Consider the following 23240-nt stretch of genomic DNA (forward strand, 5'->3'; position numbering starts at 1 on the left):
GATCGCTCCGGTGCCCGCGTCCTGCTCGAAGTGCGTGACCTTGGTGGTGCCCGCGCCCAGGTCGCCCGCGGCGCCGTAGAGGATGCCCCGCGACCTCACCCGGGGCGCCGCTCGATACGACGGCATTACTACTTCAACCGCAGCCACCTCGACCACAGCGGAAGCCTGCGCCGGGCCACCGTCACCGACGGCCGTCCGACGGACTGCGGAAACGACGTCACCAACGCCGTGGGTCCCGAGGACCTGTACGTGGAGCACGGCCAGAGCGTGCCCGACGGTACCCCGTACCTCTGGTCGCTGACCGAACACCGCACGGACGACACGGCGGGTCGCACCGATGCGGGTTCCCCGTGCGGCCGGGTGATCTACGCCCACCGACTGAGCGATGTCCTGGCCCGCCCGTAGCAGTCGGTACGGTCGACCCGCTGACGGCGCGGACGCCGATGAACCGACCCCCTCCGCCCCCCGTCCGGCAGCGCGCCCGTCACCCGGCGCACGCGTAGGTGAAGGCGGCCTCGGCTTCGAGCGGGGGCGTGTCCGGGCGCAGGACCTGGAGGTGGGCGGTGCCGTGGAACCGGCCCGGGCCGCGGACGGTCCAGCGAAGGTGCAACGCCACCTCGTGCTCGCCGCCACGGGCCGTACGGGTCAGGACCTCGGACCGCTGCCCGTCGCTGCGCAGCCAGCGGTACCTGAACGGCCCGGCGTGGCCGTCCGTCGTCACCACACCGGTCACGTCGGCGGTCCCGCCGCACGCCAACTCCTGCGCCGGGGCCGTGACCCGCACCGCCGTCACCACCGGGCCCGTCGTCGGTCGCAGCAGCAGCCACAGCACGACCGCCACCGCCGCCAGCGCGGCGGTGGCGCCGAGCAGGCCGGCCCGGCGCCACCGCCGACGGCGCGGAGGGGTGGGCGCGGGTGCGGGGGCGGCCCACAGAGCACGCAGGGCCTCCTCCTCGGAGCGCGGGACCCCGGGGCCGAAACGAAGCACGATCTCGCCGTCGTCCTCGCCTCCGCCGGGCACGGGCGTGAGAGGCGTGGCGGGGATGCTCCGGTGGCGCTTGCCGAGCATGGTGTCCCGCTCGTCCGGAGCGACACCGGCAGGGGCGTGCGCCGCGGTGTCCTCCGCCGATGCCGTCGCCTCGGAGGGCTCCGGAGACTCCGTGGCCGGCTCGGTCAGCTCCGCCAGGGCGGCGGCCGCCGCCGTCCGCAGGGCCGTCCTGCGCAGGAAGTCCCGGGGCAGCGCCGCGCGCGCCGAGGTGAGCGTCGTTCGTGCGGCGGCGAGGCCGTCTGCCCCGGCCGTCGTGGCGCAGCGGGCGAACAACTCGGCCGCCGGTGTGCCGGGTGCCGCCCAGGCGGTGCCGAGGGTACGGGCGAGCGCCGCCCACGCCGCGATGTCGGCTTCCTGGGGGGAGGTCGCGGAGGCGTCGTCCTCGGCCAGCGCGGTGCCCAGTGACGCTTCGATGAGCAGCGCGGTGCCGTCCGGGGCGAGGACCACGTGGCCGGGGGTGAGCGAACCGTGGGCGAGGCCGGCCGCGTGGAGGGCGAGCAGCGTCTGCGCGGTCTCGTTGAGCACGCTCGCCGCGCTGCCCTCGTCGAGCCCGGGCGCGCGCGTGGCGAGGAGGTCGGAGACGGTACGGGCCGGCGGGCGCGCGACGACCAGCCACACGTCCCCCGCCTCCCGCAGCAGGTCGACGGTGGCCGGCACGCCCGGCAACCGCAGCTTCGCCACGGAGCGCACCGCGGCCGTGAGCCGCTCTCCCGCTCCGCTCGGCGCGAGCAGGGCGCGGTGGATCCGCAGGACGCCGAGCGGCGGCTCGTCCGCGCCGGCGGGCCCCAGCGCGTACCAGGTACCGAGCCGGCCGTCCCGCGACCATTCCGACAGGGCGCGCCCGGCGACCGTGGCGGGTGCCGGGGGCGTCGGCGGCGTCGGCGGTGTCCTCATCGTGCCTCGTTCTCCTCGGTGGTGGCTCAGCACGGCGGTGCGTCGACGGAGGCCGTCCGCGTTCCGTCCGGGGACTGCGGGCTGCTGCTGACGGCGACGTTCCACGTGCCCCGGCACGGGTGGTTCGCGAAGTCGCCCTCGAAGGTCAGGGAGTACCGCGTGCTGCCCGACAGCCGACGGGACTGCGAACCGTAGGGCTCGGAGGGCGTGTTGGCGTAGAAGTCCGCTGTGAGCGTCAGCGGACCGGTGCCGGTGGTGTCGACGGTCACGTCGGCGATCAGCGTGCTGCCCGCCCCGCGGCGCAGGGAGCCGATGACGATCGTGACCGTGCCCGGCGTCGGCGCCTCCGGGGTCGTGGCGGTCGGAGCCGGCGTGGTCGGGGCCGGGGTGGTGGCGGCCGGGGTTGAGGTCGTGGGGCCCGGTCCGGGTGCGGCCGTGGTCGGCGTGCCGTCCGTGGCCGGTGCCGTCGGCGTGCCGCTCGGCGTCGGTCCGGTCGAGGAGGGGCTGTCGGACGGCGACCCGCTCGGCGTCGGAGACGCCGAGGGCGCGACGGACGACGGCGACGGGGCCGGGGCACCGGATGCCGGAGTTCCCGACGGGACGGAGCTCGCCGCGGTCGTCGTCGTGTCGTCGCCCGTCCCGGCCGTCGCCACCGTCGCCGCACCGGCCGCGACCACGGCCAGCACGGCCGCCCCGACCAGCGTCTTTCCGAGGAGGCCCTTCAGGCGGCCCAGGACCGTCAGCGCCGGCGTCGCCTCGTACACCGCCCCCGTCGCCGCGAACGGGAACAGCAGGGCGAGCAGGACGGCGAGCCGTCCGAGCCCGCGGCGTCCGCGCTCCTCCCAGTCCGCGCCGTAGCCATGCGTGGCAGCGTCTTCGAGGCCGGCGAGGAAAGCGTCGATGCCGGGCCGGTCCGCCGGGTCCTTCGACAGGCCCGTACGCACCAGCTCGCGCACCGGCTCGGGGACGTCGGCCACCTCGACCGGTGCCCGGAGGTGCTGGAGCCGCAGCGCGATCAGGTCGTCGGCGACGAACGGCTGCCGGCCGGTGAGGCACTCGTAGAACACGGCCGCCGCCGCGTACACGTCGCCCGCCGGGCCCGCGGGCTCGCCGTCCCACTGCTCGGGCGCCATGTACGCGGGCGTGCCCGCGGCCTCCGCGTCGCGGCCCGCGCGCACGGCGATACCGAAGTCGGCGAGGGCGCTCGAACCGTCGGCGCGGACCAGCACGTTCTCCGGCTTGTAGTCGCGGTGCACCACCCCCGCCGCATGGGCCGCCCCGAGCCCGAGCAGCGAGCCTTTGAGCAGGACGAGCGCCGCCTCCGGGCCGGTGACCCCGTGCGCGCGCAGCAGCTCGCGCAGGGTCACTCCGTCGACCGCCTCCATGACGATCGCCGCGCCCCGCCGGGCCTCCACGTACTCGTACAGCCGCACCACGCACGGGTGCCGCAGTTCGCCGAGCAGCCGCGCCTCGGCACGGAACCGGGCGAGGAAGTCCCGGTCGCCGTGCAGCCGTTCGCTCAGGTACTTGACGGCCACGGGCACGCCCGTCGCCTCGTGGCGTGCCAGGACGACCCGACCGCCGGCGCCCCGGCCGAGCGTCCGCACGGCCTCGTAACCGGGAACCTCCCAACCGCCGTCCGTCATCCGTACGTTGTTCCGTACGCCGCTCATGCCGTCCCCTCCACAGCCGTGCCGTCCACGGCCGCCCCGTCCGCCGGGCGAGCCCGGTCCGCGCCCGCCGCCGCGCGACGCCGCTTCACCACCCGAACCAGCCACCGCACCGGCGCCGCCCACACCGGGAACGCCACCAGGGCCACGACCGCGGCCACGATCACCGTGTCCCACGGCGCGGGCACCCGCCCCTCCAGCCACTCGCCGAGCCGGGACCGCCAGGCCAGCAGGGCGAGGACCAGGAAGCCGTACGTCCCGACGACCACCGCCAGGCTGTACGCGGCCATGCCCGTCTGCCGCGGCCCCGGCCGGCGGCCCGCCCGCAGGTCCCGCCACAGCCCCGTACGGAAGTACGCGCTCGCCTCCTCGCGCAGCCTCGGCACGCGCAGCGCGTCGGTGAGCGCCTGGTAACCGTCCAGCGGCATCAGCGGATTGAAGTTGTACAGGGTGTTCAGGTACAGCCCGAAGGCCAGGTGGAACAGCACCGCCGAGACCGGCCCCACCGGCAGGTACGCCGCGCCCACGGCGCACCAGCCCGCCAGGGCGGCCGTCGACACCGGCCCGGACAGCGCCACCACCACCCGCGACCAGCGGGTGCCGAACCACATGTCGCTCGTGTCCACGAACGCGAACGGCATCCCCATCATCAGCAGGAAGCCGCCCCGCCGGACCCTGCGGCCGTACGACTTCACCGCCAGGGCGTGCGCGAGTTCGTGCACCACGAGCGCCGAGACGTAGCCGGCGGTCAGTGCCACCGGGCCCCAGACGCCGGACCCGCCGAAGTCGAGGAGATGCTGCCGGCCCTGCGCCACCGCGAAGAACACCACGAGACCGCCCAGCAGCGACAACCAGGTCAGCGCCACTCCGGTACGGGTGAAGAACCGCCAGCCGCCGCCGGCGTACAACCGCGTCACGGCCCCGTCGAGGCCCGGCACGGACACCTCCAGCCGGAGCAGGGCCCGGTACACCGCCCGCCACACCCGGCGCGGCCCGGAGACCGCCCGCTCCTCCCGCTGCCCCGGCAGACCGCGCAGGAGCCCGGCGCCCGCGAACGCCGCGAGCGCGGCCTCGATCCGCGGCAGCGCCAGCTCGCCGAAGCGGTCCGCGTACGCGAAGAGCAGGTCCCGCACGGTGGCGTCGCCGTCGAGGGCGTTCCACAGGAACACCTCGCGCTCGTCGAGCCGGAGATACCCGCCGGTCCGCGTGTTGCTCAGCACCCAGTGCGGCTCCGCGCGGCCGCTCGTGGGCACCTGCTTGAGCGCCCACCCGCCGCGGCGGCGCGGCCGAGCGGTGAGCGGGCCGTGCGCCTCCGGCGCGTCCGGCTCGGGGCCGGTGCCGGGCGGCAGCTCGGTGAGCTGGGTGCCGACCATGACGGTCCGGGAGCCGATCCGCACGTCCCGCGGCTGTTCGAACACCATCCGCACGTCACCGACGGACAGCTCGGCACCGTCGTCCAGGCGCGCCGAACCGCCGTGCAGCGTCGCCCCGGCGACCGCCGTGCCGTTGAACGAGTCCAGGTCCTCGACCCGGAAGCCCGAGGGGTCCCGGACGATCCGGGCATGACGGCGCGACACACTGCCGTCCGCCAGGACGACGTCGCTTTCCGCGCCGCGGCCCAGCGTCGTGACCTCGCCGGTCAGCGGTACGAGCAGGTCGGGGTCGTCGAGGCCGCGCAGCCGGGGCGCGGCGAACGACGCCGGTGCCGCGCCGCGGCGCAGGGTGCCGCAGCGCAGGCAGTACGGGAAGTCGCGCCGTACGTGCACGCGACAGGCATGGCAGAGCATTCCGGTGGGCCCGCCGCCTCAGGAACCGGTGGCGAAGGAAGCGCCCGACGGGCCGCCGAGCGCGTCGTGGCCAGGCCCGGCGGTGTGCAGGTGGCTGTCGCCGAGCCGGTCGAGGCCGGGACGGATCAGGCCGCCGCCGGCGCTGTCGGAGTCGGGAGCGGTGGTCATGTGGCGCCCGCCGCCGCGGCCACCCTGGTCCTGGCCGTCGCCGCCGGAGTCGCCTCCGCCGCCTTCGCCTCCGCCAGAGCCCCCGCCGCTGGGTCGGCGTCCGTTTTCGCTGCTGCTGCCTTCGCCGCCTCCGCCTCCTTCGCCGCCTCCGTCACCCCCGCCGGGGCCTCCGCCGCTGGGTCGGCGTCCGTTTTCGCTGCTGCTGCCTTCGCCGCCTCCGCCTCCTTCGCCGCCTCCGTCACCCCCGCCGGGGCCTCCGCCGCTGGGTCGGCGCCCGTTTTCGCTGCTGCCGCCCTCGCCGCCTCCGTCGCCTCCGCCTTCGCCGCCCCCGGAGCCCCCGCCGCTGGGTCGGCGTCCGTTTTCGCTGCTGCCGCCCTCGCCGCCTCCGCCTCCGCCTCCGTCGCCTCCGCCTTCGCCTCCCCCGCCTTCGCCTCCGCCGGAGCCCCCGCCGCTGGGTCGGCGTCCGTTTTCGCTGCTACTGCCTTCGCCGCCCCCGCCTCCGTCGCCTCCGCCGGAGTCGCCTCCCCCGCCTTCGCCGCCCCCGGAGCCTCCGCCGTCGCCGTCGCGCTCGTAGATGCCGCCGTGTCCGAAGCCCTCGGCACCGCCACCGTCGAAGCCGCCGTCGTGGCCGCCGAATCCTCCGCCGGTGCCGTCGCCGAAGCCTCCGCCGAAGCCGTCACCGAGCCCGCCGTCGTGGCCTCCGCCGAAGCCGTCACCGAGCCCGCCGCCGTGGCCGCCCTCGAACCCGTCACCGAAGCCGCCGTTGTGGCCTCCGAGTCCGTCCTCGCCGAAGCCCGTATCGCCGTCACCGAAGGAGCCGAAGTCCCCACTACCGCCGAAGTCGCCGGAATCGCCCAGGCCTCCGAGGTCGCCGAGGAGGGAGGCGCCGTCGACGACGGGCGTGTCGGTGAAGGCGTCGCCGGTCAGGCCGGCGACGTCGGACGCCGTCCCGTTGAGCCGGCCGGCCAGGTCGCTGGAGTCGCCCAAGGTCTCCGCCGTGTCCTGCGGGGTGTCGACCGGCACGTCGTGGGAGACCAGGGCGTGGGCCGCGTTGCCGAAGAACAGCGACGACTTGGACAGCCGCGCGTCGAGGGTGGCCGGCCCCTCGGCCGTACCGGACTCCACGCGGAGCCGCTGCAGCTCGGTGACCTGCTCGCGCGTGAGACCGAGTCTTCGTGCCACCTCGTCGGGGCTGCCGTCGAGTTGTTCCGCGAACGCGGGATCGACCGCCAGACGGGTCATGGCATCGCGAAAGGCGTCGTTGTCGGTCATGGCCTCACGTTCTCCGTCGGTACGCGTGCGCGCACGGTGCTTCCGGCGGGAAGTGGAGGGTCCCCCTGGTCGGTGGCATGGATGCCGTTCCGGCCATCCCAACCGATGCCTACACGGAACCTTATAGAGGCTTTCGGCCACCCGGCGCAAGGGTTCAGGAGGGCCCAGGAGGGGACGAACCGCCTGTCGGGCAACGACCCCGCAAACGAGTTTCGGCCAGCACCGCTCACCGCTGCCGGTCCTGCGGCTCCGTGGCCGGTCAGCTCCGGGTACGACGGTGACCCGCTCAGGACACCCGAACTCCCCGCGGCGCCGTCGAAGCCGCGGGGAAGGGGGCACTGAGGGGCCGGTCGCTCGGCTACTTGGCGTCCCGGTTGAACACCGCCTTCGACCAGAGGTAGCCGAGGGTGGTGAGGGCGAGGCACCAGGCGAGGGCGAGCCAGCCGTTGTAGCCGATCTCGGTGCCCAGGAGGAGGCCGCGGAGGGTTTCGATGGCGGGGGTGAAGGGCTGGTACTGGGCGATGGGCTGGAACCAGCCGGGCATCTGGTCGACGGGGACGAAGGTGCTGGAGATGAGGGGGAGGAAGATCAGCGGCATCGCGTTGTTGCTGGCGGCCTCGGCGTTGGGGCTGACCATGCCCATCCCGACGGCGATCCAGGTCAGGGCGAGGGCGAAGAGGACGAGGAGACCGAAGGCGGCGAGCCATTCGATCGCGGTGGCGTCGGTGGAGCGGAAGCCGATGGCGACGCCGACCGCGCCGACGAGGACGACGCTGATCACGGACTGCAGGACGCTGCCGATGACGTGGCCGGTGATGACGGAGCCGCGGTGGATGGCCATGGTGCGGAAGCGGGCGATGATGCCCTCGGTCATGTCGTTGGAGACGGAGACCGCGGTGCCGATGGTGGTGGAGCCGATCGTCATCAGGAGCAGGCCGGGGACGAGGTAGGCGATGTAGTCGGAGCGGTCGCCGCCGCCGATGCCCGCGCTCATGGTGTCGCCGAAGATGTAGACGAACAGCAGGAGCAGCATGATCGGCGTGAGCAGCAGGTTCAGGGTCAGCGAGGGGTAGCGGCGGGCGTGCAGGAGGTTGCGCCGCAGCATCGTCGACGTGTCACGGACGGCGAGGGACAGGGTGCTCATCGGAGAGACTCCTTCGGCTGGTCGGCGCCGGTGAGGGCGAAGAAGACGTCGTCGAGGTCGGGGGTGTGGACGGTCAGTTCGTCGGCCTCGATGCCGGCGGAGTCCAGCCAGTCGAGGATGGAACGCAGTTCGCGCTGGCTTCCGTCGCTGGGCAGTTGCAGGGCCAGCGCCTCGTCGTCGCGTCCGGCGTCGTGGAGCGTGGTGGCGGCGGTGCGGTAGGCGTCGGGGTCGGTGAAGCGGAGGCGGATGTGGCCGCCGGGGACGAGGCGCTTGAGTTCCTCCGCCGTTCCCTCCGCGGCGATCTCGCCGTCGTGGAGGACGGCGATGCGGTCGGCGAGCTGGTCGGCCTCCTCCAGGTACTGGGTGGTGAGGAAGACGGTGGCGCCGCCGGTGACGAGTTCGCGGATGATCTGCCACATGTTGTGACGGGAGCGGGGGTCCAGGCCGGTGGTCGGCTCGTCGAGGAAGATGATCCGCGGGCTGCCGACCAGCGTCATCGCGATGTCCAGGCGGCGCTTCATGCCGCCGGAGTAGGTGGACGCCGGCTTCTTCGCCGCCTCCGTGAGGTCGAAACGCTCCAGGAGTTCGGCCGTGACCCGCCGCCCCTCCCTCTTCGACAGGTGGTTCAGGTCCGCCATCAGGAGCATGTTCTCCTCGCCCGTGATCAGGCCGTCGACGGCCGAGAACTGGCCCGTCACACCGATCGCGGCGCGCACCGCCTGGGGGGCGGCGGCCAGGTCGTGGCCCGCGACCCGGGCCTGGCCGCCGTCGGCGGTGATCAGCGTGGACAGGATCTTCACGGCGGTCGTCTTGCCCGCGCCGTTCGGACCCAGCAGGGCGAACACCGACCCGGCCGGGATGCGGAGATCGATGCTGTCGAGGACGGTCTTGTCGCCGTAGGACTTGCGCAGGCCGATCGCGGAGACGGCGACCGGCGTCGCGTGACGGTCCGCCTGACTGATCATGGGCATGACAGAAGAAGGCATGGTGCCCTCCGTTCGAAGGGTGAAGGGTCAAGGGTGAAGGGTGAGGTGAAGGGGTGATGGGTGCGGGGTGGGCGCTGCGTGACGAGGCGGTGCTCAGGCCTTGGCGCGGAGGATGTGGATGTTCCCCCAGTTCGTCCGTACGCGGACCTTGACGGTGTCCTCGGTTTGCTCCGGGGCCTCCGACGCGTTCAGCGCGTTGCGCACCTGCCCGCGGTGGGAGTTGACGTCGAGCCAGGCGGCGGTGCCCTGGCGGATGCCCACCTCGACGGAGCCGTTGGAGGTCTCCAGCTGGATCTCCCCGCGGGCGACTTCGGCGACGCGGAGGTGGCCGTTGGTCGTGGTGCCGGTGACCGACGCCTCGGCCCGGGCGATGTCGATGCCGCCGTTGGCGCCGTTCACCCGCAGCTCGCCGGTCACGGTGCCGACGATCGTGGCGCCGTGCGAGTTCTTCAGGACGGCGGGGCCGTCGATGGTGCCGACGCGCACGTTGCCGCTGCTGCTGGTGATCTCGGCGGCGCCCTCGACCCGGTCCACGATGACCGAGCCGTGCGACGCGGTCAGGTGCAGCGGGCCGGTGGTGTCGAGTCGGACGTCGCCGGCCGAGGTCTTCGCGCGGACCTCGCCGAGCGTCCCCTCGCCGAGCACGTTGGTTCCGGCGCCGGTGACGTCGATGCGTGAGCCCCTGGGCAGTTCCACCGTCACGTCGACGGTGCCACCGCGCCCGAGCAGATTGGCCTTGGGCGTGGTGACGGTCAGGACGCCGCTCGCGTAGGCGACCTCGGTCTGGTCGGCCGTGCGCACGTCCAGGTCCTTCTTCGGGGTGCGGGGCCGCACCTCGACGACGGTGTCGGGGCGGTCGCTCGCGGTGAACTGGATGGAGCCGGCGTACACGTAGGCGGTGACCGTGATCGGTTCCGGAGTGTCGAAAGAAGGCATGGCTGTCCCGTCCTCTTGGGTCTTCGGAGCGTCCCCGCTGGTGGGGCGTGGTGTGGGTGAAGTGGTGCGGGCGGGGTGCCGGCTAGCGCACCCAGCCCGTGATGCTCTGTCCGACGGTCCGCGGCTTCTCCGGCGTGACCGGCCGGGTGCCGCCGCCGACCGCGGCCGAAACGGCCCGCACCAGCCAGGCGTTGACCGACAGGCCCTCGCGGGCCGCGGCCTCCTCGGCGCGGGTCTTGAGGTGGGCCGGCAGGCGCAGGTTGACGCGGGCGGTGCCGCCCTCGTCGCCCTCGCCGGGAGCCGGCGCCGGGAGCGGTTCGGTGGTCGTGGCCGGCTCCGCGGGGGCGCTGTCGCCGGTGGGCGGCAGCGTGACCACGAAGTCGGGGTCGAGCCCCCGGAGCCGTACGTCGACCGAGCCGGGTGCGAGTTCGCGGGTGATCTCGTCCGTCGCGGCGGAGAGCACGTTGAGCATGGTCAGCCGGGCTGCCGACTCCAGGGGAGCGGTGAGCCGATCGGCCAGCTCGCGCGCCTCGTCGCCGCCGGCCTCGGCGGCCACCGCGAGTTCGCGGCGGAGGGTGTCGACATACGGGGTGAGGTCCATGACGCCATCATGGCACCACTCTGGCGCCATGTGCAAGCAGGGCAGTGGGGCCACTTTGATGCTTCCTGCCGAAACCTCCTCTGACCTGCGAAGATATGATGGCGTCTGCTTGGCTGGTCGTGGTGTCATGCGTACGTGGCCGCTTCTGGTGGCACGGAATGGCGCCGGGTGGTGCCAGATGGCGCCAAGTGGTGCCAAGTGGCGCCACGTGGTGTCACGTGATGCCACGACAAGGGGCGACCGGCGTCCCCGAAGGTCTCACCGGCCGCCCCCGACTTCGTCGGTCAGGTCACGTCAGCTCATGCCGCGTCCCGCACCCTGCCCGTGAACTCCGGGCCCGGGACCGGTTCCCAGGAGTCGTCGTACGTGGACAGCGCGGCCCGGAGGGACTCCGCCGGCTCGGCGGTCCCGTCCTTGACGGTGGGAACGCTCACCTCCGTGCTCGTCTGCCCGGCGGGGACGGAGAACCAGAGGCCCGTGCCCCCGTCCACCGCCCCGGACAGCGGCCGCGCCGGTTCCGGCGCCACGCCGAACTGCGCCTCCAGCCAGGCCGGGTCGACGTCCGTCGTGGACAGTTCAGGGCCGTCGGTCACCGGCCGGAAGAGGACCCCGCCCGCGATCTCGGTGTCGGCGGGCTCGGAGAGCGTCACCCGCCAGGTCAGGGCCGAGCCCTCGGTCACGTCGTCCGCGACGGGCGTCACGCGGACCGTGGGCATGGCGTCGTCGTTCTTCGCGGTCACGCCGCCGCGGTGCGCCCCGACCACGGTGCCGTGCACCGCCTTGACGAACGCGTCGTGCGTCTCGTCGTAGCCGTAGCGCGTGTTGCCCCGTACCTCGACCGGGATGTCGATGTCATGGCGTCCCGGACGCACCGTCACCGTGCGGGAGGTGACCCGGTCGGTGCCCGGCACGGGCACGAACAGACGGACCTGTCCGCTGCCCTTCCCGGAGACCGTCACCGGCACCCGGTACGTCCGGACCCCGGAGTCGCCCTCCGCGACCGTCAGACGGCCGAGGTCGACCCGCGCCAGCGCCGCGGGGCTCGCCGCCGGCGTGCCGGGGCGCCAGCCCCACGCGTCCATGAGCCAGGCGCTGCCCGCGCCGCCGCGCGGCTTCAGTTCGAGCGCACCGATCCGCTTCAGGTCCACGCCCGCGCGTGCCGCCGCGGACAGGGGTACGCGGACCTCGCGGCTCCAGTGGGAGGCGGTCCGCGGGCTGCCCGGCAGTCCGTCGACGCGGGTGCGGCCCAGGTCCGCGCGGCGGCCCGAGGTGTCCGTGACGGCGACGTCCAGTTCGGTGCCGCTGCTGTTGGGCGGAACGATCACGCGCAGGGCCAGGGACTGTGCGCCCGCGAGGGAGACCGGCCGCGCCGATCGGACCGTGACCCGGCTTCCCGGGCCCGTCCACTTCATCGCGACGGCGTCGCGGCCCGGCTCGGGAGACGTCTCCCAGAACGCGAAGTGCGGGGACAAGCCCTGTTCGGGCGACAGACAGGCGCGGCCGGCGTCGGGGTCGACCTGGGCGCACAGCCGGCCGCCGCCGGAGACGGTGACCGAGGAGCCCGGCAGGAACGCCGGTGCGCGGTGCGCGCCGACGGCGTGGGTGAGGACCCGCGCCAGGCCGGCCGAGGGCGCGCGGCGGCCGGTGCCGTCGAGCAGCGGCCGGACCGCGTCGTCGCCCCCGACGAACAGCCGGGCGGACGCCGCGATGTAGGTGGCGCCGGCGGCCTGCTGCTGCGTGGCCGTCAGACGGGTCGCCGTGCCCGGGGAGCAGACCGGGTCGGTCCCGTCCTCGGAGGAGAAGTCGTCCATGGCGGGCGCCTTCGCCTGCCCCGGGGTCCACTCGCTGTTGAAGAAGTTGTGGTTGGCGCCGATCACGTACGCCGCGCTGTGCAGGGCGGTGCCCCGGCTGACGCCGCGGGTGCCGTCGACGTAGATCTGGCCCTGGAGGTCGGACACGTCGCCGTCGCAGCCCGGCAGGATGGTCGTGGAGGGCACGTCGGGGGCCGGGTTCTGGCCGAACACCGTGGGCCCGATCAGGACGTTGCCGCGGATCTTCCACCGCACGGGGCCCCGGTAGCCGTCCTGGGCGGCGGGCGGCGGGTTCAGGCTGTCGAGCGCGGCCCGGTTGACGCCCTCGCCGCCCCGGGAGTGCCCGACGAGCAGCACCCGCGACAGGTCGGCGGCTGCGGTCCGGCGTACGGCCGCCGGGGCGGAGGCCCGGTTCGCGGTCCAGTCCGCCCAGCGGGCCAGGTGCTGCCGGACCAGGGAGGAGCGGGCCTGGGCGCCGCCGTCCTCGGCGTTCTCGTCCTGTCCGTTGACGCCGTTCGCGGCGATGGACAGCGTCACGTACCCCTGCGAGGCGAGGAGCCGCTGGGCGCGCAGATAGCCCTGCTCGCTGGGTATCGGCTGCGTGCCCGCCGGGCACGGCCACACCATCCGCAGCTCCTCGGTGCCGGGGGTGTAGCAGGTGGCGTGGCGGCCGTGCAGGAAGAGGGCCACCGGCCGCCTGCCCGGGGCGTCGGCCGGGCCGACGACCGTGGCGCGCATCTCGACGGGCTGCGGGAGGCCGGGCAGCCGCACGGACTTCAGGGCGTACTCGCCGCTGACGGTCCGGTAGCGGCCTGGCACTCCCGGGTCGACCGGGTTCGCGGGCAGCGGGGCCTCGGGCACGGCGGCGGGGGCGAGGGGGCGCTCGCGCGCGGAGTCGGCGCGTCCGGGCACGTCGAGCCGCCGCCCGCCGGCCGTCACCCGCAGGGGGGTGCCCTCTTCGAGCCGTACGTCGCCGAGCGGGAGGGCGAAGGAGCGCCCATCGGGCCGGGACAGCGGACGGCCGAGGAGCCGGTCGCCGGCGTGGAACTCGACCCGGGCGTCGCCCGCGGGTACGGGCTCGGGCGAGGTCCAGACCAGCTGCCTGCCCGTACCGCCCGCGGTGATCTGCCAGCCTTCCGGGAGGGTGAGCTCACCGGACCGGTTTTCCGGGGACGCCGCCGACGGCGATCCGGCCGGGGGTGATCCGGGTGCCGGCTGCGCGGACGCCGGCCAGGGCGACGCCGCCGTCAGCGCCAGTAACGCCACGGCGGTGGTCGCGCCGCGTGTGACACGTATCAAAACGGTCTTCCTCACGATCGGTCTTGTCGGGGCACCCGGGCGGCGGCCGGATTCCCGGCCTTCCCGGTGCCCCTCTCGTGTCGTGAGGACGGTGGCGGAGACGCGTCGGTTGTCTCATACGGCGTCAAGAAGCCGATTCGGGATGTCCCTTGGCGCGAAAGGGACCGGCCCGGGTGGCGTGGAAGCCACCCGGGCCGGCCCCGGCGTCCTGGTGAGGATCAGGCGATGTCGAACCGGTCCAGGTTCATCACCTTGTCCCACGCCGACACGAAGTCCTTCACGAACTTCGCCTTCGCGTCGTCGCTCGCGTAGACCTCGGCCAGCGCGCGCAGCTCGCTGTTGGAGCCGAAGACCAGGTCGGCGCGGGAGCCCGTCCACTTGACCGCGCCGGTGGCCGTGTCACGGCCCTCGAACGTGGTCTGGTCCGCGGAGGTGGACTTCCACTCCGTGCCCAGGTCCAGCAGGTTGGCGAAGAAGTCGTTCGTCAGCCGGCCGGGCGTCTCGGTGAGGACACCCAGCGAGGACTGCGGCTGGGTGACGCCCAGCGCGCGCAGGCCGCCGACGAGGACCGTGAGCTCGGGCGCGCTCAGGGTGAGCAGGTTGGCCTTGTCGATGAGCAGGTACTCGGCCGGGAGGCGGTTGCCCTTGCCCAGGTAGTTGCGGAAGCCGTCCGCGGCCGGCTCCAGGGCGGCGAAGGACTCGACGTCCGTCTGCTCCTGGGCGGCGTCCACGCGGCCCGGGGTGAACGGCACCTCGACGGCGTGGCCGGCGTCCCCGGCCGCCTTCTCGACCGCCGCGACGCCCGCGAGGACGACGAGGTCGGCGAGGGAGACCTGCTTGCCGCCGCTCTGGGCGGAGTTGAAGGACTCCTGGACGCCCTCCAGGACGCGCAGCACCTGTGCCAGCTCGTCCGGGTTGTTGGCCTCCCAGGTGCGCTGCGGCTCCAGGCGGATGCGGCCGCCGTTGGCGCCACCGCGCTTGTCGCTGCCGCGGAAGGAGGAGGCGGCGGCCCAGGCGGCCGAGACCAGCTGGGTGACCGTGAGGTCCGAGCCGAGGATCTTCTCCTTGAGGGAGGCGATGTCCGCGGCGTCGACGAGCTCGCCCGAGCGGGCCGGCAGCGGGTCCTGCCAGAGGAGCTCCTCGGCCGGGACCTCGGAGCCGAGGTAGCGCACGACCGGGCCCATGTCACGGTGGGTGAGCTTGTACCAGGCGCGGGCGAAGGCGTCCGCGAACTCCGCCGGGTTCTCGTAGAAGCGGCGCGAGATCTGCTCGTAGACCGGGTCGAAGCGCAGCGACAGGTCGGTGGTGAGCATCGTCGGGAGGTGCTTCTTCGCCGGGTCGTACGCGTCCGGGATGATCGCCTCGGCGTTCTTGGCGACCCACTGGTGGGCGCCCGCCGGGCTCTTGGTCAGCTCGTACTCGTACTCGAAGAGGTTCTTGAAGAAGCCGTTGCCCCACTGGGTCGGCGTGGTGGTCCAGGTGACCTCAAGGCCACTGGTGATGGCGTCGGGGCCCTTGCCGCTGCGGAAGGTGCTCTTCCAGCCGAGGCCCTGCTCCTCCAGGGAGGCGGCCTCCGGGTCCGCGCCCACGTTGTCCGCCGGGCCGGCGCCGTGGGTCTTGCCGAAGGTGTGGCCGCCCGCGATGAGGGCGACGGTCTCCTCGTCGTTCATCGCCATGCGGCGGAAGGTCTCACGGATGTCGCGGGCCGCGGCGATCGGGTCCGGGTTGGCGTTGGGGCCCTCGGGGTTGACGTAGATGAGGCCCATCTGCACCGCGCCGAGCGGGTTCTCCAGCTCGCGGTCGCCGGTGTAGCGCTCGTCGCCGAGCCAGGTGGTCTCCGGGCCCCAGTAGACGTCCTCGTCGGGCTCCCAGACGTCCGCGCGACCGCCGGCGAAGCCGAAGGTCTCGAAGCCCATCGACTCCAGGGCGACGTTGCCCGCGAGGATCATGAGGTCGGCCCAGGAGATGTTCTGGCCGTACTTCTTCTTCACCGGCCACAGCAGACGGCGCGCCTTGTCCAGGTTGCCGTTGTCCGGCCAGCTGTTCAGCGGCGCGAAGCGCTGCTGGCCGGCGCCGGCGCCACCCCGGCCGTCGCTGATGCGGTAGGTGCCGGCGCTGTGCCAGGCCATCCGGACCATGAACGGGCCGTAGTGGCCGAAGTCGGCGGGCCACCAGTCCTGCGAGGTGGTGAGGACCTCGGCGATGTCCTGCTTCACGGCCGCCAGGTCGAGGCCCTCGAAGGCCTGCGCGTAGTCGAAGTCCTCACCGAGCGGGTTCGCCACGGCGGGGTTCTTCGCGAGGATCTTCAGGTTCAGCCGGTTCGGCCACCACTGGCTGTTGCCGCCGCCCTGCGTGGGATGGGCGGCGCGCCCGTGCGCGACCGGACAACCGCCTCCGCCCTCCGCCTTCGCGTCGGTGACGATTGCGTCGTGGTTCTCAGACATGCGAATCCTTCCGGACCTGGCGGATCGGAGTGCTCAGGAAGTGCGGTCGGCGGACGGGCCTGGCGTGGGTCTCACGTCTGCCGCTCCCGCCGTGCTGGAATCTTCCTGTCCCTTGGCCATTTACGAAACCGATCCTACGATGGACGTTGTCCAAGTCAAGAACCACGCCAAGTTTGCCTATGCCGATGAGGTGAGACATGAGTGACCTGCTGGAGCGACTGCGCGCGCGTGGCTGGCGGATGACCTCCCAGCGACGGGTCGTCGCGGAGGTCCTGGCCGGGGACCACGTTCACCTCACGGCGGACGAGGTCCACGCGCGTGCGGTGGCGCGGCTGCCGGAGATCGCGCGGGCGACGGTCTACAACACCCTCGGTGAACTGGTCGCCCTGGGGGAGGTCGTGGAGCTCTCCACGGACGGGCGGGCCAAGCGCTACGACCCGAACGCGCACCACCCGCACCAGCACCTGGTCTGCTCGAACTGCGGGATCATCCGCGACGTCCACCCGGCGGGCGACCCGCTCGCCGTGCTGCCGCCCGCGGAGCGGTTCGGCTTCACGGTGTCGAAGGCGGACGTGACGTACCGGGGCCTCTGCCCGGGCTGCGCCTGACCGCGGCGTACGGGACGGGCTGGGAGCCTGACCGAGGGGTGCGGGACGGGCTGGGCCTGGCCGCGGCGTACGGGACGGGCTGCGCCTGACCGATGGGTGCGGGACGGGCTGGGCCTGGCCGCGGCGTACGGGACGGGCTGCGTCTGACCATGGCGTCCGGGGCGGGCTGGGCCTGGCCGCGGCGTACGGGCGGGCCGGCCGTCACCGCGTACGAGAGGAGCCCTCCACCGTCTTCGGTGGAGGGCTCCTCCGTGTGTCCTGCTTCCGCGGGGACTACTTCAGGGCGGCGAGCGCCGCGTCGTAGCTCGGCTCCTCGGCGATCTCGCCCACGAGCTGCGCGTGCAGCACGGTGTCGTTCTCGTCGAGGACGACGACCGCGCGGGCGGTCAGGCCGGCCAGCGGGCCGTCCGCGATCTCCACGCCGTAGTTGGTGTGGAACTCACGGCCGCGGAGGGTCGAGAGGTTCTTGACGTTCTCGAGGCCCTCGGCGCCGCAGAAGCGGGCCTGGGCGAAGGGCAGGTCGGCGGAGATGCAGAGCACGACCGTGTTGTCCAGCTGCGCGGCCTTCTCGTTGAACGCGCGGACGGAGGAGGCGCACGTCGGGGTGTCGACGCTCGGAAAGATGTTGAGGACCTTGCGCTGACCGGCGAAGTCCTTGAGCGACTTGTCCGCCAGCCCCTCGGCGACGAGCGTGAAGTCGGGGGCCTGGCTGCCGGGGAGCGGCAGAGCGCCGTTGACCTGCACGGGGCTGCCCTTCAGCGTGACCTGGGCCATGGGGATCTCCTTCAGACGTATGAGTGGCAACGTGGGGAATCGTACGGAAGGCAGACCCGCCCCGACGACACGGGCCACCCTGCCCCTCCTCTGGCGATTCACGAACATGAACGCAAGATCGCCGTGTGTGGATGCCGCGGACGATCCATGGGGCGGGGTATCACGCGAACGAACCTTCTTGACGCCCCTGGTGCAGACCTTTAGGTTCCACCCTCGACAGCCCTCACTCGTTCATGTATGTGAAGAAGGGGTAACTCCGTGACTCGATGGTTCACCGCCCCCCTGCTCCTCGCCGGTCTCCTGGCCGCATTGGTCGCCGCCCCCGGAGGCGGCCGCGCCGAGGCCGCCCCCACCACGTTCGTCCACCCCGGCGTCCTCGTCTCCCGGGGCCAGCTCGACTTCACCCGGGAGCAGGTCGCCGCCGGGGCGCAGCCCTGGAAGGGCGCCTTCGACCAGATGCTGGCGAGCAGGTACGCCTCGCTCGCCCGGGTCCCGAAGCCCCGTTCGGTCGTCGAGTGCGGCTCGTACTCGAACCCGAACTACGGCTGCACCGACGAACGCGAGGACGCCCTCGCCGCGTACACGCTCTCCCTCGCCTGGTACGTCACGCGCGACAGCCGGTACGCCGAGAAGGCGATCGAGATCATGGACGCCTGGTCCGGCGTGATCACCGACCACACCAACTCCAACGCTCCCCTCCAGACGGGCTGGGCCGGCTCCTCCTGGCCGCGTGCCGCCGAGATCATCCGGTACACCTACACCGGCTGGCCGCAGGCCCGCGTCGACCGCTTCGCGACCATGCTCCGCACCGTCTACCTCCCCGAGGTCGCCAACGGCTCCCAGTCCAACGGCAACTGGGAGCTCAGCATGACCGAGGCCGCCATCGGCATCGCCGTCTTCCTGGAGGACCGCGCCGCCTACGACAAGGCCGTCGCCAAGTTCCGCGGCCGCGTCCCCGCGTACATCTACCTCACGAGTGACGGGGCCCTGCCGAAGGCCGCGCCGGGCAGCGGGCTCGACACCCGCGACGAGCTCGTCCGGTACTGGCAGGGGCAGACCACCTTCGTCGACGGGCTCACCCAGGAGACCTGCCGCGACCTCACCCACACCGGTTACGGCCTCTCCGCGATCTCGCACATCGCCGAGACCAGCCGCATCCAGGGCCAGGACCTCTACCCCGAGGTCGCCGACCGGCTGCGCCACGCGCTCGGGCTCCAGGCGAAGTACGAGCTCGGTGAGCCCGTCCCGTCCTGGCTCTGCGGCGGCACCCTCAAGGACCACCTCGGGCCCGTCACCGAGGTGGGCTTCAACGCGCTGCACGGCCGCATGGGGTACGCGATGACGAACACGCAGAAGCTCACCGAGACCGGCCGGCCGGCGGGCACGAACAACCTCTTCGTCGCCTGGGAGACCCTCACCCACGCGGGCAACCCCCGCTGAGACCAACGGAGTCGGAAGGGGGCGGCAGACATCTTGACGCCCCCTTCCTTCACTCCTTAAATCATGAGGGCGGCGAAGTGGACCGTCCCGCCGCACCCCCACAGCCGACGGAAGAGACCCCCATGACCTCCTCCCGCTCACGACTGCGCCCAGGCCTGCGCCCACGCCTGCGACCCCTGTCCTCCGCCCTCACGGCCCTCGCCCTCGCGGCGGCCGTCGCGGCCCTCGGCCCGGCCGCCGGGCACCCCGAAGCACCCCGGCCCGTGGCGGCATCGGCCGCCGTCACCTTCTCCGACGACTTCGACGGCCCCGCAGGCTCCGCCGCGGACGGCACGCGGTGGCAGACCGAGACCGGCGACAACGTCAGCAACCACGAGCGGCAGTACTACACGGCCGGCAACCGCAACGCCGCACTCGACGGACAGGGCCACCTGGTCATCACCGCCCGCAAGGAGAACCCGGGCAACTACGCGTGCTGGTACGGCCGGTGCGAGTACACCTCGGCCCGGCTCAACACCGCCGGGAAGTTCACCACGCGGTACGGGCACGTCGAAGCCCGCATGAAGGTGCCGCGCGGCCAGGGCATGTGGCCCGCGTTCTGGATGCTCGGCGACGACATCGGCCAGGTCGGCTGGCCGAACTCGGGCGAGATCGACGTCATGGAGAACGTCGGCTTCGAACCGTCCACCGTGCACGGCACCCTGCACGGCCCCGGCTACTCCGGCTCCGGCGGCATCGGCGCCCCGTACACCCTGCCCGGCGGACAGGTTTTCGCCGACGCCTTCCACACCTTCGCCGTGGACTGGTCGCCCGACGTGATCAGCTGGTCCGTGGACGGCACGGTCTACCAGACCCGTACGCCCGCCGACCTCGGCGGCCGGACCTGGGTCTTCGACAAGCCCTTCTTCCTGATCCTCAACCTCGCCGTCGGCGGCTACTGGCCCGGCGACCCGGACGGCTCGACCGCCTTCCCGCAGCAGCTCGTCGTCGACCACGTCCGCGTCACCACCGCCGACGGCCCCGTCACCTCCGGACCGATCACGGGGATCGGCGGCAAGTGCGTCGACGTGGCCGGCGCGAACACCGCGAACGGCACCCCCGTCCAGCTCTACGACTGCAACGGGACCGCCGCCCAGCAGTGGACCCTGGCGGCGGACGGAACCGTCCGCGCGCTCGGCAAGTGCCTCGACGTCACCGCCGCCGGCACGGCCGACGGCACCCCGGTCCAGCTCTACGACTGCAACGGTACGGAGGCCCAGCGCTGGACCGCCAACACCGCCCGGGACATCGTCAACCCACGGTCCGGCAAGTGCCTGGACGCCACCGGCAACAGCTCCGCCAACGGCACCCGGCTGCAGATCTGGACCTGCTCCGGCGGCGCCAACCAGAAGTGGACGGTGACCCGTTGACCGGGTGAAGCCCAGGAGGTGCGTCAGCCCCGCCCCGCCGCGAAGCGGGACGGCGGCCGGCCGAAGGCCCGGGTGAAGGCGGCCGTGAACGCGGCGGGGGAGGCGTACCCGAGCCGGCCGGAGACCTCGCTGACCGTCGCGGTACGCAGCAGGGGTACGGCCGCGAGGAGCCGGGCCCGGGCCCGCCAGACCGCGGGGCTCTCGCCCGTCTCCGCGCGGAAGCGCCGGGTGAAGGCCCGCTCGCTCTGGGCGGTCCTGGCCGCCCAGTCGGTGTTGGTGACACCGGCGTCCGGCGCGGCCAGGTACTCCCGGCACAGCGCCGCGAGATCGGCGGAGGCGGGGATGTCGACGTGGAAGGGGAGCGGGGAGCGCGCGGCGATCTCGTGCAGCAGCAGGGTCGCGATGGCGCCCTCCCGCCCCGACAGACTGTAGTCGGCCGCGAACTCGACGGACACGAGCAGCAGTTCGCGCAGCAGCGGGGGTACGTCGACGACCGTGCAGCGGGCCGGCCACCACGGAACGGCGCCCGGCTCCACGTACAGGCTGCGCGTGCTCACGCCCAGCATCCGGACCCGGTGCGGGGTGGCGGCCGGGATCAGGACGGCCCGCTCGGGCGGGACCGTCCACGTGCCGTCGGCGGTGTCGACGACCATGACGCCGGTCGCCCCGTAGAGGAACTGCGCCCGCCGGTGCTCGTGCCAGTCGAGGACCTGCCCGGCCGCGTAGTCGGTGCCGATCGGCAGGACGGCCCGGTCGAGGTGGTCGACGTCGTCCAGCGGGATGTTCTTCACCGCACCACCGTACTGGCCGAGACGCGAAGGAATCGCGCCGACCTTCGCATGCGGGAACCACCGCCGACCTGGTGATCTTGACCCATGGACGTGGTGATGCTGATGGCGATCGGGCTCCTCACCGGAGCGACGACGGTCTTGTTCGGGTTCGGCGGAGGGTTCGTGGCCGTCCCGGTCGTGGTGTGGGCGGACGCCGCCCTCGGCGCGTCGGCCGTCCCCGTGGCCACCGCCACCTCGGCCCTGGTGATGCTCGTGTCCGCCGCCTTCGCCACGGCCGTCACCCCACGGCATGTGCTCCTCGCCCTGCGCGGCAGCGGCGCGCTGCTGACCCTCCTCGCGGCGGGCGCCGCCGCCGGGGCGTACGTGTCACGCTTCGCCCCGCCGGCCCTGGCCCGCTGGGCGTTCGTCGTCTACATCGCCCTGACCGCCCTCGACCTGCTGCTCCGCCCCGGCTTCCTCCGCACCGCGACCGGGTCGGGTGCGGGGCCGGTGCGGGAGCCCCGGCCGCTGCCGGCCACGGCCGGTGCTCCGATCGGTGCGGTCGCCGCCTTCCTGGGGGTCGGCGGCAGCGTGATGACCGTCCCCGCGATGCGCCGGGCCGGTCACCCCATGCGGGTGGCGACGGCCCTGGCCAATCCGCTCACCCTGGCCGTCGCGCTCCCGGCCGTCGCGGTCTCCCTCGCCGGGTCCCCGCCCCCGGCCGCCACGGTGGCCGGCACGGTGGCCGGCACCGGCCTGGTGGGCCTGGTCGACCCGTACGCGGCGGGGGCGCTGCTCCTCGGAGCCCTGCCGGTCATCGCCCTCCTCCGCCGCCGCCCGCCCCGGATCCCGGACCGCGTCCACGCGTGCGCGTACCTCGGGCTGCTCGCCGTGGTGGCCCTCGCGATGGCGCTCACGACTCCCTGAGGCCGTCGTCCGTCCCGCCCTGCGCCCGGCGCAGGGCGCGCACCGCCGGTACCGACAGCATGACGGCGATCAGCACGAGCCCCATGACCGAGGAGAAGAGCAGGACCCGGTCGGCGCCCACGGCGTCTGCGGCCGGGCCGGACAGCGCGCGGCCCAGCGGGATGACCATGATCGAACCGGCGACGTCGTAGGCGGAGACGCGGCTCAGGACGGCGAGGGGAATGTGCGACTGCACGCTCGTCGCCCACATGACGCCCCAGAAGGCGAACCCGCAACCGGCCACGACTCCGGTGAGCGCCGTGACCGTGAACGACCATCCGAGCGCGGGCGCCAGGGGGTTGAGCGAGAAGAAGAACATGGCGCACGCGCCCGCGACGAGCGGGCGGCTCGGCCGGACCCGCATGCCGAGCAGTCCGCCGACGATCGTGCCGGCGCCGTCGGCGGAGGCGATCCACCCGTACCCGCTCGCGCCGTGCTGCTCGGTCAGCAGCGCCGCGCCGAGCGGGAGGGCCGGGCCGAAGACGAACAGGCCGTAGACGGCCCACACGGCGATGACCCCCCACAGCCAGGAACGGGACCGGAACTCGTGCCATCCGGTGGCGAGGCGCTGCCAGATCGGGTCGTCGCTCTCGTCCCGGGCCGTGCCGAGCTTCCGCAGCGGCGCCAGGCCGAGCGCGCTGCACGCGTAGAACGCCGCGATGACCACGAAGGATCCGGCGACGTCCCAGTACGCCACGAGCAGGCCGGAGAGGCCGGGGCCGAGCAGGGTGCAGATCGATTCGGAGATGCGGAGCAGCGCGTTGGCCCGCTGGATGTCCTCGGCGACCCGGGGCACCAGGCTCGCCAGACCGGGCTGGAACATGGCGGTCGCCGCGCCGCTGAGCGCGAGCAGCGCCATCATGTGCCACAGCCGCATGTCGCCGACGGCGAGGAGCCACGCGAGCGCCAGCATGGCCACCATGCGCACCACGTCGGCGCCGACCATCATCACCTGCGGGGTGAACCGGTCGGCGAGCACGCCGCCGAACAGCACCAGCAGGACGATCGGCACCATCCACGCGGCCAGCGCGTAGCCCACCCCCGCCGCCCCGTACCCGGCGCCGAGCACGGCGGTCGTGAGCGAGACCATGAGCATGCCGTCGGCGAGGAGCGAGGTGCTGCGGGCGGCGAAGAACAGCCGGAAGCGGCTCGAACGCCACGGGCTGGGAGGGGAGTCCAGCTCCCCTTGTACGGTCACGTCATTCGTCGTCAT

At 73.4% G+C, this 23240-nt stretch carries 18 protein-coding genes; 5 read left to right on the forward strand and 13 right to left on the reverse strand.

Annotated elements, in window-relative coordinates:
• Nucleotides 1-30 precede the first annotated feature (30 nt).
• Nucleotides 31-405: a hypothetical protein gene (locus ACN9M0_RS33160; RefSeq protein ID WP_426404721.1), complete on the forward strand. Its 375-nt coding sequence runs from the start codon at nucleotides 31-33 to the stop codon at nucleotides 403-405.
• Nucleotides 406-484: 79 nt separating this feature from the next.
• Here the strand turns inward: ACN9M0_RS33160 and ACN9M0_RS33165 are convergent, their stop codons facing one another.
• From ACN9M0_RS33165 to katG, 10 genes are all read right to left on the reverse strand, one after another.
• Nucleotides 485-1942 (reverse strand): hypothetical protein, encoded by a 1458-nt coding sequence (locus ACN9M0_RS33165; protein ID WP_426404722.1) that lies wholly within the window; start codon nucleotides 1940-1942, stop codon nucleotides 485-487.
• A gap of 26 nt (nucleotides 1943-1968) precedes the next feature.
• Nucleotides 1969-3615 (reverse strand): serine/threonine-protein kinase, encoded by a 1647-nt coding sequence (locus tag ACN9M0_RS33170; protein ID WP_426404723.1) that lies wholly within the window; start codon nucleotides 3613-3615, stop codon nucleotides 1969-1971.
• Nucleotides 3612-5378, reverse strand: coding sequence for an FHA domain-containing protein (locus tag ACN9M0_RS33175; RefSeq protein WP_426404724.1), 1767 nt, complete (start codon nucleotides 5376-5378; stop codon nucleotides 3612-3614). Before ACN9M0_RS33175 ends, ACN9M0_RS33170 begins: the two co-directional genes overlap by 4 nt.
• A 39-nt stretch (nucleotides 5379-5417) precedes the next feature.
• The gene (locus ACN9M0_RS33180; protein WP_426404725.1) at nucleotides 5418-6839 is read right to left on the reverse strand and encodes a hypothetical protein; all 1422 of its coding nucleotides are present in this window, start codon (nucleotides 6837-6839) and stop codon (nucleotides 5418-5420) included.
• 358 nt (nucleotides 6840-7197) lie between these two features.
• Nucleotides 7198-7983: an ABC transporter permease gene (locus ACN9M0_RS33185; protein WP_426404001.1), complete on the reverse strand. Its 786-nt coding sequence runs from the start codon at nucleotides 7981-7983 to the stop codon at nucleotides 7198-7200.
• Entirely contained in the window at nucleotides 7980-8969 is a 990-nt protein-coding gene (locus ACN9M0_RS33190) for an ATP-binding cassette domain-containing protein (RefSeq protein WP_426404726.1), read from the reverse strand. Before ACN9M0_RS33190 ends, ACN9M0_RS33185 begins: the two co-directional genes overlap by 4 nt.
• Before the next feature lie 93 nt (nucleotides 8970-9062).
• On the reverse strand, nucleotides 9063-9905 hold the full coding sequence (locus tag ACN9M0_RS33195; RefSeq protein ID WP_366042890.1) for a DUF4097 family beta strand repeat-containing protein: 843 nt from the start codon (nucleotides 9903-9905) through the stop codon (nucleotides 9063-9065).
• Between the two features lie 82 nt (nucleotides 9906-9987).
• Nucleotides 9988-10506, reverse strand: a complete 519-nt coding sequence (locus tag ACN9M0_RS33200; protein ID WP_426404727.1) for a hypothetical protein — start codon at nucleotides 10504-10506, stop codon at nucleotides 9988-9990.
• 299 nt (nucleotides 10507-10805) lie between these two features.
• Nucleotides 10806-13616, reverse strand: a complete 2811-nt coding sequence (locus tag ACN9M0_RS33205) for a hypothetical protein (RefSeq protein WP_426404728.1) — start codon at nucleotides 13614-13616, stop codon at nucleotides 10806-10808.
• 218 nt (nucleotides 13617-13834) lie between these two features.
• Entirely contained in the window at nucleotides 13835-16060 is a 2226-nt protein-coding gene (gene katG / locus ACN9M0_RS33210) for a catalase/peroxidase HPI (RefSeq protein WP_366042136.1), read from the reverse strand.
• A 197-nt stretch (nucleotides 16061-16257) separates the two neighbouring features.
• Here katG and ACN9M0_RS33215 point away from each other — a divergent pair, with 197 nt between their 5' ends.
• Nucleotides 16258-16668, forward strand: a complete 411-nt coding sequence (locus tag ACN9M0_RS33215; RefSeq protein WP_366042135.1) for a Fur family transcriptional regulator — start codon at nucleotides 16258-16260, stop codon at nucleotides 16666-16668.
• A 273-nt stretch (nucleotides 16669-16941) separates the two neighbouring features.
• Here the strand turns inward: ACN9M0_RS33215 and tpx are convergent, their stop codons facing one another.
• A complete protein-coding gene (tpx, locus tag ACN9M0_RS33220; RefSeq protein WP_366042134.1) occupies nucleotides 16942-17442 on the reverse strand; it encodes a thiol peroxidase in 501 nt (166 codons plus the stop codon).
• 282 nt (nucleotides 17443-17724) lie between these two features.
• Here tpx and ACN9M0_RS33225 point away from each other — a divergent pair, with 282 nt between their 5' ends.
• Both ACN9M0_RS33225 and ACN9M0_RS33230 read left to right on the forward strand, forming a co-directional pair.
• Complete coding sequence (locus ACN9M0_RS33225; protein WP_426405360.1) at nucleotides 17725-18882, forward strand: alginate lyase family protein; 1158 nt, start codon at nucleotides 17725-17727, stop codon at nucleotides 18880-18882.
• 122 nt (nucleotides 18883-19004) lie between these two features.
• Nucleotides 19005-20291, forward strand: coding sequence for a ricin-type beta-trefoil lectin domain protein (locus ACN9M0_RS33230; protein ID WP_426404729.1), 1287 nt, complete (start codon nucleotides 19005-19007; stop codon nucleotides 20289-20291).
• A 23-nt stretch (nucleotides 20292-20314) separates the two neighbouring features.
• Here ACN9M0_RS33230 and ACN9M0_RS33235 read toward each other — a convergent pair whose 3' ends face one another.
• The gene (locus ACN9M0_RS33235; RefSeq protein ID WP_426404730.1) at nucleotides 20315-21082 is read right to left on the reverse strand and encodes an AraC family transcriptional regulator; all 768 of its coding nucleotides are present in this window, start codon (nucleotides 21080-21082) and stop codon (nucleotides 20315-20317) included.
• An 84-nt stretch (nucleotides 21083-21166) separates the two neighbouring features.
• Between ACN9M0_RS33235 and ACN9M0_RS33240 the strand changes: the two genes are divergently transcribed.
• Entirely contained in the window at nucleotides 21167-21988 is an 822-nt protein-coding gene (locus ACN9M0_RS33240; RefSeq protein ID WP_426404731.1) for a sulfite exporter TauE/SafE family protein, read from the forward strand.
• On the opposite strand, the gene ACN9M0_RS33245 is transcribed toward ACN9M0_RS33240, so the two are convergent.
• On the reverse strand, nucleotides 21975-23240 hold the full coding sequence (locus tag ACN9M0_RS33245) for an MFS transporter (protein WP_366042130.1): 1266 nt from the start codon (nucleotides 23238-23240) through the stop codon (nucleotides 21975-21977). The genes ACN9M0_RS33240 and ACN9M0_RS33245 overlap by 14 nt on opposite strands.

Origin of the sequence: Streptomyces sp. R-07 (assembly GCF_049913175.1) — a bacterium.
GTDB lineage: Bacteria > Actinomycetota > Actinomycetes > Streptomycetales > Streptomycetaceae > Streptomyces.